Below are 11,931 nucleotides of genomic sequence, written 5' to 3'. Positions count from 1 at the left end.
GGGGCCGAGCCCACCCTCCTCGGCGAGTGGTCGCAAATACGCCGAGCGGGAGAATTCGCCCTGGGCAAACGCGATCGAAATCGACCACTCGCTGCCGCTGGCGTCGTACCCACATGCCACCATGAACGCCATGTCCGCGCTGGCCCGCTTCTTTGCCCTCACCCGGCTGAACGCGGAGTCTCCGACCCTCGCGCTGCTGCGCAGCCCGCTTTGGCCGCTGATTGTGGCGGTTCTGAGGGAGATGTTCGAGGGCTCCTCCCGCCGGGTACCGTCAGCGGAGCTCTACGAGTTCCTCGACAGGACGTTGCTGGCGGTGCGCGACTCCGGTGCGGATCTTCCCGGGACCGCACAGTCCTACGTGCGGGCGTGGGTGGACGCCGGCTGGATGCTCAGGCGTCCAGGAACCGCCGCGACCGGCGAGACGGTAGAGCCCACACAGTCAGCCCTGGTGGCCGTGGACTTCCTCGACGGTCTGCAGACCCCGCGTCGCGGACTCACCGTCTCACGGGTCGAGACTCTGACCCGCCAGCTCGAGGACCTCGCCCGGGACACCGATCCATCGATCCAGGGCCGACTCGCGTCCCTCACCCGGGAGCGGGAGCGGATCGATGCCGCGATCGCGCGCGTCGAGGCGGGCGAGGTCGAACTCGCGGATCCCGAGCAGGTCCGGGAGAAGGTGGCCGAGATCCTGCACGGCGCGGACGACATCCCCGCCGACTTCGCACGGGTCCGCGCTGAGTTCGACTCGCTCAACCAGGATCTTCGTCGTCGTCTCCTGGACCAGGACGGTGCCCGCGGCGACGTGCTCGACGCGGTCTTCGGGGGTGTCGATCTCATCGGTGACTCGGAGGCGGGTCGGAGTTTCTCGTCGTTCTACTCGGTACTCCTCGACCCCGAGCGCTCCGCCTCGGTCGACGCGTGGATCAACGACATCCTGAGCCGACCGCAGGTGGCGGACCTCCCGCCGGCCGCGCGCCGCGAACTGCGCGCACTGTTCGAGGAGATGGAATCGGCGGGCGCCGAGGTCAACGGTGTCCTCACGTCCCTCTCGCGGAGCCTGCGGCACTTCGTCGCGACCGATGCCTACGTCGAACACCGTCAGATGATCGCCCTGATCCGGTCGGCCCGGTCCGCCGCGGCCGAGGCCAGCAGGACGAACGCAGCCCGACCGACCACGTCGATGTCCGTCCCGCTCCGCCGGATCGGCATGTCCGTCCGATCGGTGAGCGCCCTGCGCCTGAGGAACCCCGGGGAGGAACGCGTGGCGGCGGAGGTCTCCCACCACGACACGGGCACCGCCGACCTCTCCGCACTCACCGCGCTCGTGCGCGCCTCGGAGATCGACGAGGTCGAACTACGCGCCCATGTCGACGACGTGGTGAGCCGACTCGGACCGTCGTCCATCGGCACCGTCCTGCGCGAACACCCCGCCACCCAGGGCGTGGCCAGTGTGGTGGGCCTGCTCAACCTGGCCATCAGGGGCCACGTGCAGGCCCCACCGGACGCCCCGGACGCGACGGAGACCGTCACGTGGACAGGCGCGGCCGGTTCCGAGCACACCGCCCGGATCCCTACGCTGGTGTTCACCGCCGACCGATCGAACGAGGAGAACACGTGACGGCTCCCCCGGGAGACGGTGCCCCGCCCACCGCCGCCTCGACTGATGCCCCGGCCGACGACCGCGACGCGTTGTGGCCCGGTGACACCGGGACGCTGTCCTTCGCTTCCCGACGCGCGCTCGCCCGCCTGCTCACGGGTCCACTGGTGCAGGCGCATCGCCAGCCGGAGATCTGGGCAGCGGTCGTGTCCGACGAGCCCGCTCTCCGCTCCAGGCTCGCGGACGTGTTCCTCGATCTTGTCCTGGACCACGACGCCGGGATCGCGTTCACGCGCCAGGTCGACACCTCCGGCCACGTCGAGGTACCCGCTGTCCTCCGAACCGAGACCCTTTCCCATATGGACACCGTCCTACTCCTGCACCTGCGGTCGGAGTTGTCAGTGGCCCAGCCCGGCGAGCGGGTGATCGTCGACCGCACCGACGTCGCCGAACAGATCGACGTCTATCGCCGGGTGATCGACTCCGACCGGGCCCGCTACACCCGCAAGTTCGACGCCTCGTGGAACCGGCTCAAGACGTACTCACTGCTCACCGAGACCGAGACCGAGGGACGTGCCGAGGTGTCTCCGGTCCTCCGGCACCTCTTCGATGCCGACGTGGTGGCGGGTATCCGCGACGAGTACCGGGGGTTGATCGCCGCGCACGGCGATGCCTCCGACGAGGGTGCCTCCCTGTTCGACGACGACGAGGCGGACGACGATGCCGGATGACCTGAAGTTGCCCGGTATGCCAAAGCACCCCGGGCAGAGGCGGCTCTCGCGAATCCAGGTGTGCAACTGGGGCACGCTCGACGGGTATCACGACGTCGCGGTCCCCAGGAAGGGCTTCCTGGTCACCGGCGGTTCCGGCTCCGGCAAGTCGACCCTGATAGACGCGGTCTCCGCCGTACTCGTCCCGCCCGCTCACCTCCGGTTCAATGCGGCGGCCCAGGAAGAGGCCGGCCGGGGCTCCGGGCGCACGCTCGTCTCGTATCTCCGCGGCGCATGGCGTCGAGGGGCCGACGGCGAGACGGGCGACCTCGCCTCCGTCTACCTTCGCCCCAAGGCCACGTTCTCGGCCATCGCGCTCACCTACTCGAACGGGACGGGGAGCAGTGTGACGCTGCTGCTCCTGCTCTACGCCCGTTCGGGCGACAACTCCGCGACCGGGATCAAGCGCCTCCACGGCGTCGCCGAGCACCCCTCCGACTCCCCCCTCGATCTGACGGAGATGTTCGGTCACCTGCGCAACGGGATCGACAAGCGAGCGCTCAAGCGCGAGTTCCCGGACATCAGGTTCCACGACAGCTATTCGGCCTTCGCCGCGGCGTTCCGGCGCCGGCTGGGCATCGCGTCGGAGGCCGCGCAGTTGCTCCTCCACCGGACTCTGTCCGCCAAATCCCTGTCCAGCCTCGATCAGCTCTTCCGGGACTTCATGCTCGACGAGCCGGACACGTTCGCCGTGGCCGACCGGGCTGTCGAGCAGTTCGCCGAACTGCGGGAAGCGCACCGGTCGGTGGTCGACGTCCGTAGACAGATCTCTCACCTCGAGCCGCTCGCGGACCTGAGTGCCTCACGGATCCAGGTGCTGGGGAGGGCCGAGGAACTCGACGCCGAGAGCTCGGCCTTCCCGGCCGTGCAGGTGGCCGTTACCACCGCGCTGGTCGAGGAGGAGCTGTCGACCGCGCGCGGAGCCCTCGTCGCCGCCGAGGCCGCCGTCGCCACTGCCCGTGATCAGCTCGACTCAGCCAGAACGACCAGCGACGACCTCCGCTCCCGGTTGCGGGGCAGTGCGGGCGCCGGGCGCGACGAGCTCGCGCGGGAGCTGGGCCGCGCGCTCGACCACGCAACGTCGGTGACCTCCCGTCGCGAACGGGCGGCCACGGAGCTCGAGCGACTCGGCGGCACACTTCCGGCCACCGCCGAGGACTTCGCCGTCCTCCTCGCCAGGCTCGACCGGGACGACGCGGACCAGGAAGCCGAGCGAGCGCGTGATCGGACGAAGCTCCGCGAGGTCGCCGGGGACCTCAACGAGCAGTCGAGCACCCTCGCCCGTGTGACGGCCGACCTCCAGGCGCTGCTCCGTCACCGCTCGAACATTGATTCGCGCCTCTTGGCAGCGCGGGACCTGGTCTGTCGTGCGGCTGGGGCCAATCCCCGCGAACTCCCGTTCGCGGGAGAGTTGCTCGATGTGTCCTCCGAGCATGCGAGGTGGCGGCCGGCAGCCGAACGGGTGCTCTCCGGCTTCGCGCGGACGATGCTCGTCCCCGACCATCTCCGCGCCGCGGTCACGCGCGCGGTCAACGACACGCATCTGGGCATTCGGCTGGTCTACGAGGTCGTCGACACCACCGATGACTCGCCTGCCAAGAGGACCGGCCCGGACAGCCTGGTCCGAAAGATGGAGCCCGCCCCCGGTCCGTTCCAGCAGTGGATGCGTCGTCGACTCGCGAGCGAGTTCGACCTGACCTGCGTCGAGTCCTCCGACGAATTGGGCGCCCTGGAGCGGGCGGTCACCCTGCACGGCCTCATCAAGCGTGGTCGGAGGTTCGAGAAGGACGACCGACGCAGCATCGACGATCCGGCGGTCTTCCAGCTGGGTGGTCTCAACGACGCCAAGGTGGAGGCGCTCACCGCTCGGCGCGATCAGATCCAGTCCCGGATCGACTCCGCGGAGAGCCGGTGGGCGGCGCTGGAGAACCTCGACGCCGATCGACGCTCCCGGCAGCAGGCGGGAGCTGCGCTCCGCGGACTGCGGTGGGAGGAGATCGACTCGACCACCGCCCAACGACGGGCCGACGACGCCCGAGAGCGGCTCGACCGGTGGCGCGAGGCGCACCCGGAGGTTGCCGAGATGGAGCGGGAACTACGTGATGCCGAGGAGTTCCAGTCGCGGGCGCAATCGACATACGATGCGGCCACCGGTGACCGAGCAGTCGCGGCGAACCACGTCGCCGGGCTGCAGGCCCGCCTCGCGCAATTGGCCGAGCGTAGTGCCTCCGAAGAGTCCCACGGTGCTGCCGATCCCGACGCCGCCGACCGGATCCGCGCGCGCCTGTCCGCCGCCACACGCAGGCTGACGGCCGACAACGTGCAGGACGTGTGTCAGCGGGCCGAACGCGCGATCGCGGTGGAGCAGTCGGCCACCGCCACCGAGCGCGACCGCATCCACCGGCGCATCACGGCGATCCTCACCTCATATCTCGAGATCTGGCCCACGATGAAGGCCGACCTCAAGTCGGACCCGGAGTTCGTCGGTGAGGCGGTGGAGGTGCTCGTCCGCCTGCGGCGGGACAGGTTGGCCGATTTCGAGGAACGCTTCCTCGGCCTCATCGGCGAGATGCAGACCCGCAACCTGGGCGAGCTCGCCCGCCGCATCCGCCGGGCCCGGTCGGAAATCGAAGCCAAGATCCGACCCGTCAACGAGTCCCTTCATCGATCGGAATTCCAGTCGGGACGCTGGTTGCAGATCGAGGTGCGGGACCGGCGCTCGGAGACCGTCACCGACTTCCTCGGTGACCTGGAAACGGCCCTGACCGGCGCACTCGACAGCCGCACCGTGGACGCCGCGGAGGCGGGTTTCGCCGTGATGTCACGTCTGCTCGACAAGCTCGGGTCGGCGGACGCCGGCGACCGTCGCTGGCGGCAGACGGTGCTGGACACCCGCAAGCACGTGGGGTTCATCGGCATCGAGATCGACGCCGACGGCGCCCCGACCAACTACCACGATTCCTCGTCCGGGCTGTCCGGCGGGCAGGCGCAGAAGCTGGTGTTCTTCTGCCTCGCCGCGGCGCTGCGCTTCCAGCTGGCCGACATCGACGCCGACGTCCCCGGCTACGGGACGGTCGTTCTGGACGAGGCGTTCGACCGCGCCGATCCCGAGTACACGCGTCGGGCGATGGACGTGTTCACCGACTTCGGTTTCCACATGGTCCTGGCCACCCCGCTCAAGCTCCTGCAGACCCTCGAGCCGTACATCGGCGGACTCGTGGTGGTGGGCAACGACGACGGCAGCCACTCCCGGATCGAGCGCGTCACCTGGGACGAGGCCTGATGGTGGCTACCCGCTCGGAGCCGCGCGACCCAGACCAACTGACGGCCGCGTGTGCCACCCGGTTCGCCCGGGTCCACCGTCGGTGGCTCGCCGACCCCTTCGGCGGGGACGCCGAGGTCGTCCGGTTCAGCACGGCGCCGCCGACCGCCGCGAACGCAGCCGAAGACCCCAGTGGGACAGCGGCGTGGATCAGGCGATGGCGCGAGTTCGAGAGCACCCATGGAGGACCCGATGTCCGGCTGACCTGGGCGGACCGCCGCCTGCCCGGGTTCGGCGTCGTACCGCTCCCGCAACGCGTTGAAGTGGTCGGCGCCGACACCATCGCCCACATCGCGGACCGGGCGTCGCGGTGGGCTCGGCTGCTGAACCGCACGCTCCGGATCATCGACCTCGGGCCCGATCACTCCATGCTGCGCCGCGCCGCCGCAGAGACCTCGGCCACCTGGGAGGACTGGGAGGAGGGCGCGTTCAACCAGCTCCTGGCAGTGTGCCGCTGGGCACTCGCGAACCCCACCGCCGGGCGTCGTGCCCGCGAGATCGCGGTCCCGGGGGTCGACACCAAGTGGATCGAGACCCGGACCCGGGTGGTCGAGGCTGTGCTCGACGCCGCTCGGGCCGGCGTCGACGACGCGGTCCGCGGGACGGCCACCGGGCTGGGATTGCTGGGCCCGGACGTCCGCATCCGCATGAGGGTGCTTGATCCGGACATCGCGTTCCCGTTGCGTGACGTCGAGAGCCCGGTCGATCAGCTCGCCACTCTGTGGCGTACCTCGGGGGGACCGCCTCACCTCGTCGTCGTCGAGAACCTCACCACCTTCCTCGCCCTGCCGGACCTCCCCGAGACCGTCGCGTTGTTCGGCCGGGGGTTCGCGGTCGACGCCGTCGCCGCCCTGCCCTGGGCACTCCGCGCTCACATCGCGTACTGGGGCGACCTCGACTCGCACGGCTTCGCGATCCTCGACCGTCTACGCCATCACGCCCCGCACGCCGTGAGCGTTCTCATGGACACCGAGACCCTGGACGCATGGCGCGAGTATGCGGTGCCCGACCCCTCGCCGACCCGGGCCGCGCCATCGCGCCTCACACCGGATGAGCTCGACGCGCTCGAGGCGCTGACGACCGGCGGGGACCTCCGGCTCGAGCAGGAGCGCATCCCCTGGGACTGGGCGCTCCCGCGCCTCCACGCAGTGTGGAGCTGAGCCCGGACACCGTCGGCCAGGTCCCCTGGGGTCGTCAGGGCAGTCCGCGGACCCACCACTCGATCACCATCTTCTGAACGCTTCACGCGACGAGGTGAGTTGCGGTGATCGGGTCGCGTCGCCCGCAGGGTCGATGACTGGATCAATCGGCGCGCCTAACTCCGGGGCCGAGTCCACCCTTTTCGGCGAGTGGTCGCAAGTACGCCGAGCGGGAGAATTCGCCCTGCGCAAACGCGATCGGAATCGACCACTCGGCGGGGCGGGGTCGGCGGGGCGCGGTCGGCGCGGCGGTGCGGACGAGGCGCGGTCGGTCGAGCACTGCACGTAGCGCCGCTGTGTGAGACGCGGCGCTGAGTATCGTTGGGATCATGCCCCGCACCCATCGGAGAACCGCCCGCGGCACCTCCGCCCACGCCCCAGTCGACCGTCGCCCGGAGGCTTCCGCGGAGGTGGCCGTGCGCTCGTCCCCCGTCGCGGGTCTTCTCGGTTCGGTCTTCGGGGTCGCGGCGGCGGTGACGCGCCTGGCACGACCCAAGGCCCTGCACCCCAAGGGCATCGTCGCCCAGGCGACCCTGAGCGTGACCGGGGTCGGCCGAACCGGTTCACCGCTCCTGGACATCACGGGCAGGTGGCCGGCGACGATCCGTTTCTCGCGCGCCGTGGGTCTGCCGGACGTCGTCCCCGACATCGGCGGGATGGCCATCCGCATCCACGCCGACCGCCCCGTCGACATCCTGCTCGCGAGCACGGGCCTGGGTCCGATCAGTCGTTACGTACTGACCACGGGATGGCGCACGACCGGCCGCACCATGACCTCGATGTTCCCCGTCAGGGTCGCCGGGCGGCAGCTGTTGTTGGCCGCCATCCCGACAGGCGACGGCGGCACGTGGACCCTCCAGCACGCCACTCCGCTGGGCAGATGGGAGACCCTCGGGCGTGTGACGGTGGACACCTGGGAGGACGACGACGAGAACCTGCACTTCGATCCGGTGGGGAACCGCCTGCCCGGATCGCGGTATCCGCGTCTGCTCGGCGCGTTGCGGGATCCGTCGTACCCGGCGCCCGACGAGGGCCCGGAGACGACCTGATCCGCCCGAGCGCTCAGGATTCGGCCGCACCCCTGCGCCAGTAGCCCATGAACGACACGGCCCCCTTGGGGATCCCGGCGCCGTCCACGGCGAGGCGGCGCATCGCGCGGACCAGCCCCGCCTCCCCGGCCAGGAACACATACGGGTCCCCGGCGGAGACGGTGGTGGCCGTCTGCCATTCCCGCTCGGCGGGACGGCGCCCGTCGAGGACCGACTCGACGCATCCCTGACCCACGCCCAACACTCCGCCGAGGTGATGGACGAGCGCGTGTCCCCGCTCACCGGACCGCGAGAGCAGGGTGACGGTCTCCGGCGCCTCGGCCGACAGCGCGCGCACGTCGGCCGGTGTCGGCAACTCCAGGACGATCCGGACCTCTCTCGTCCCCCGTGGCTCCGCGGCCAGCTCCCCGGCGATGGACAGCAGGGCCGGCGCCGCGGTCTCGTCACCCGCGCACACCACCCGGCCGGCGGCTCCGGGAGCCCACGCCGCCCACGGGGCGTGGCCCCGCCCGGGGCCGGCCAGGTGCACGGTGTCCCCGGGCCGGACCGACCGCGCCCATCCCGAGCCCGGTCCCTCGTCCGCACCGGGATGCACCACCACGTCCACGGTCAGCGCGGGGACGTGCTCGCCGTCGAGCTCCACCGAGTCGGCCCGGCGCACGGTGTAGGTCCGCATCCAGCCCCGCTCCTGCTCCGGGAGGGTCAACCACTCCCGGATGGCGAGCGGGTCGGGCACGATCCCCCGCCCGCCCGGCGGGGGGACGAACACCTTGATGTACGCGTCTCGCACCGTCCCCGGGTCCACGACGTCGCGAGACCACCTCGAGAGGTCCGGGCCGGCCAACACCAGGCGCAGGTAGGACTCCCCCAGTTCGCGGACCCGGACCACCCGGGTCTGCGCGACGAGGATCGGGGCCTCTACGGCGATAGCGGTCATACTGTCCCCTTCGTTCGTCCCCGCGGCAGCACCACGGGATGGCCGGTGAGCGGGTCGCTGATGATGTCGGCCTCCAGATCGAACACCCGGCGCAGGGTCTCGGGGTTGATCACCTGATCGGGCGGCCCCGCGGCCACCACCCCACCCTCGGCCACGGCCACCAGATGGTCGGCCACACGCGCGGCCAGGGTGAGCTCGTGGAGGACGGCCACCACCGTCCGGCGACCCGCCCCGGGGCCGTCCGGATCCGGGCCGTGACCGGCGGGCAGCGGCAGATCGCGGACCAGGTCCAGCACGTCCAGCTGGTGGGCCAGGTCGAGAAACGAGCACGGCTCGTCGAGCAGGAGCGCGGGGGTCGCCTGGGCCAGCACCAACGCCACCCACACCCGCTGGCGCTGGCCGCCGGAGAGTTCGTCGACCCGGCGGTGGGCGAAGCCCGCGGTGCCGGTGAGGTCCAGCGCCTCGGCGACCGCCACGTCGTCGCCGTCCGCCGATCCCCACCACCGTCGGTGCGGGTGGCGCCCGCGGGCCACCAACTCCGCCACCGTGAGGCCCTCGGGCACCAGTGGAGACTGCGGGAGAAACGCCACCGATCTGGCGTGCTCGCGCGACCTGACGGTGGCCAGGTCCCGCCCGGCCACCTCGATCGATCCGGCGAGCGGGGCGAGTTGGCGGCCCAGCGCCCGCAGGATGGTGGACTTGCCACAGCCGTTGGCGCCGATCAGCACCGTGGTGCGGCCGCTGGGGATGTCCAGATCGAGATCCCGGATCACGGGGTCGGCCCCGTAGCCCAGGGTCAGCCCTCGCAGGCGGAAGGCGGGCGCGGAACCGGGCGGTGATTCCATGGGCAACGCGGTGGCGACGGGCGTGGTGATACTCATCAGGCGACCTTTCGGGAGCGCAGGAGGATCCAGAGCATGGCGGGGGCGCCGAGCGCGCCGGTCACCACACCGGTGGGGAGGTCCACGGTGGTCAGGGCCTCGGAGGCAACGATGTCGGCCACCACCACGATCACCGCGCCGGTGAGTGCGGCGGCGACGATCCGCGGGCGTCCGCGGCCGAGTGCGGTGGCGATCGGCGTGGCGAGCAGGGCCACGAACGCGAGGGGGCCGGCCACCGCGGTCGCGGCCGCCGCGAGCACGGTGCCCACCCCGAGAGCGGCCGCGCGCGTCGGGACGGGCCGGGAGCCCAACCCCACCGCGAGCTCGGGCCCCAACTCCGCGGGCCGGAGTGCGGAGTGCAACCAGACGGCCAGTGGCAGCAGGAGCGCCAGGGTCACCGCGAGCCACACGATGCGCTGGGCCGAGGCACCGGAGAGCGAGCCGACGGTCCAGACCGCGGCCTCCTGCGCTCCCGCCAGAGGGAGGCGCGCGATGAGCTGGGTCACCACGGCGGTGCCCAGTGCGGCCACCGCCACGCCGCCGAGCAGGAATCGTTGGCCGACGATCCCGGTGTGACGCCCCGCGGAGGCGCTCAGGACGAGGGCCAGCGCCACCGCTGATCCGAGGAGCGCCGCGGGGATGATCGCCACCCCGCGCAGCCCCCAGAACGCCATCCCGGCGACGGCCCCCGCGGATGCCCCGTGGGAGATGCCCAGGATGTCGGGACTGGCCAGGGGGTTGCCCAGGACGCGACGGAACAGGGCTCCGGAGGCGCCGAACGCCAGCCCCGCCAGTGCGCCCAACACCGCGCGGGGAAGCTTGTCCTCCATCACCACGAAGGTCGCGCCGGGAATGGTCGCCCCTCCGAGGATGGCGAGGAAGTCGGGGATGGTCACCGTGTACCGACCCAGGAGGACGCGGACGGCCATGGCCGCCACGAGGGCGGCGACGAGCGCGAGCACAAGGAGCAGGGCTCGTCTCCGGCGACCGGCGGCGAGTGTCCGGACGAGCTCGTCCGTCTCCACCCGGTCGGCGGGTCGGTCGAGGACTGCGGTGCTCACGAGGCGCCCACCCCCCGGTTCATCCGCAGCATGGCGATCAGGAACGGCACGCCCATCGCCACCGTCATCACACCGACGGCGATCTCACCCGGCGGGGCGAGGACACGCCCCACGGTGTCGGCGAGGAGCAGGACGACGGGGCCCACGATCACGGACAACCCCAGGACCACCCTGTTGCCGACCCCGACGAGCCGGCGCAGCAGATGGGGGACGAGGAGCCCGAGGAACGCGATCGGGCCGGCCAGCGCGGTGGCGACCCCGGACAGGATCACCACTCCACCCAGGACGACCGCCCGGCCGGCCACCGGGCCGACCCCGAGCCCGCGCGCCAGGTCGTCGCCCAGCGCGAGTGCGTCGAGTGACGCGGCCCCGGCGAGGACGAGCGCGAGTCCGAGGAGGATGAACGGCACCGCGGCGGTGATCTCCGGGGCCCCGGAGCGTGCCACTGATCCCAGTCCCCAGAAGCGGAACCGGTCGAGCACACCGGGGAGGGCTATGACCAGCGACGAGGTCGCCGCGGTGCAGCCGGCCGTCACCGCGGCTCCCGCGAGCACCAGTCCGGTGCCGGAATCCGCGCCGAGTCGCCCGGCCCCCACGACCACCATTCCGGCGGTGAGCGACCCGGCGACCGCGAAGACGGCGACCGCGGTCGGGCCCGCCGTGGGCGCCAGCGCCAACCCCAGCACCACGCCGAGGGCGGCGCCCGCGGTCAGCCCGAGCAACCCCGGGTCACCGAGCGGGTTCCGGGTGGCGCCCTGCAACCCGGCGCCGGCCACGGCCAGTGCGGCACCCACGACGATCGCGGTGATCGTGCGGGGGACGCGGGCGGTCACCACCGCCTCGTCCATCCCCGCGCCGGACCCCGGGGCCAGCGCCGCGGCGAGGTCTCCGGACATCAGCTGGGACGGCAGTCCGGTCAGGACCGAAACGACGACGGCGGGGTCGACCGACCGGGATCCGAGGAAGAGCGAGGCGGCCACCGACGCGACGAGCAACACCGAGGCGGTCACGGTGCCCAGCACCACGCGGTGGCGCCCCGGTGCGGAGGTCCGCACCGGGGCCGCCGGCGGCCCCGCGGGTGCGGGGTCGCTCCGGCTCGTCGCGGTCACCTGCAT

Annotated in this window: 9 protein-coding genes; 5 read left to right on the top strand and 4 right to left on the bottom strand. The window is 71.8% G+C overall.

Annotated elements, in window-relative coordinates:
* Positions 1–121 precede the first annotated feature (121 nt).
* The 5 genes from ABD250_RS09060 to ABD250_RS09040 all read left to right on the top strand — a co-directional run bounded on the left by ABD250_RS09060 (position 122) and on the right by ABD250_RS09040 (position 7,937).
* Positions 122–1,618, top strand: coding sequence for a DUF3375 domain-containing protein (locus ABD250_RS09060; protein ID WP_182615427.1), 1,497 nt, complete (start codon positions 122–124; stop codon positions 1,616–1,618).
* Positions 1,615–2,328 carry a DUF4194 domain-containing protein gene (locus tag ABD250_RS09055; protein WP_338404171.1) on the top strand — a complete coding sequence of 238 codons (714 nt, stop codon included), beginning with the start codon at positions 1,615–1,617 and terminating at the stop codon, positions 2,326–2,328. Before ABD250_RS09060 ends, ABD250_RS09055 begins: the two co-directional genes overlap by 4 nt.
* Positions 2,329–2,344: 16 nt before the next feature.
* The gene (locus ABD250_RS09050) at positions 2,345–5,650 is read left to right on the top strand and encodes an ATP-binding protein (protein ID WP_182658504.1); all 3,306 of its coding nucleotides are present in this window, start codon (positions 2,345–2,347) and stop codon (positions 5,648–5,650) included.
* A 2-nt stretch (positions 5,651–5,652) separates the two neighbouring features.
* Positions 5,653–6,849, top strand: coding sequence for a Wadjet anti-phage system protein JetD domain-containing protein (locus tag ABD250_RS09045; protein ID WP_344391817.1), 1,197 nt, complete (start codon positions 5,653–5,655; stop codon positions 6,847–6,849).
* 368 nt (positions 6,850–7,217) lie between these two features.
* Entirely contained in the window at positions 7,218–7,937 is a 720-nt protein-coding gene (locus ABD250_RS09040; RefSeq protein WP_187700890.1) for a catalase family protein, read from the top strand.
* Positions 7,938–7,950: 13 nt separating this feature from the next.
* Here the strand turns inward: ABD250_RS09040 and ABD250_RS09035 are convergent, their stop codons facing one another.
* The 4 genes from ABD250_RS09035 to ABD250_RS09020 are packed head-to-tail and all read right to left on the bottom strand — an operon-like array spanning position 7,951 to position 11,931.
* On the bottom strand, positions 7,951–8,874 hold the full coding sequence (locus ABD250_RS09035; RefSeq protein ID WP_107756260.1) for a siderophore-interacting protein: 924 nt from the start codon (positions 8,872–8,874) through the stop codon (positions 7,951–7,953).
* On the bottom strand, positions 8,871–9,755 hold the full coding sequence (locus tag ABD250_RS09030) for an ABC transporter ATP-binding protein (protein WP_344391809.1): 885 nt from the start codon (positions 9,753–9,755) through the stop codon (positions 8,871–8,873). Before ABD250_RS09030 ends, ABD250_RS09035 begins: the two co-directional genes overlap by 4 nt.
* Positions 9,755–10,816, bottom strand: a complete 1,062-nt coding sequence (locus ABD250_RS09025; protein WP_304816261.1) for a FecCD family ABC transporter permease — start codon at positions 10,814–10,816, stop codon at positions 9,755–9,757. Before ABD250_RS09025 ends, ABD250_RS09030 begins: the two co-directional genes overlap by 1 nt.
* Entirely contained in the window at positions 10,813–11,931 is a 1,119-nt protein-coding gene (locus ABD250_RS09020) for a FecCD family ABC transporter permease (protein ID WP_179525109.1), read from the bottom strand. Before ABD250_RS09020 ends, ABD250_RS09025 begins: the two co-directional genes overlap by 4 nt.

The organism is Dietzia cercidiphylli, assembly GCF_039531545.1.
Classification (GTDB): domain Bacteria; phylum Actinomycetota; class Actinomycetes; order Mycobacteriales; family Mycobacteriaceae; genus Dietzia; species Dietzia natronolimnaea.
The sequence above is the reverse complement of the archived record's forward strand: the minus strand, read 5'-3'. Positions and strand labels throughout refer to the sequence as shown.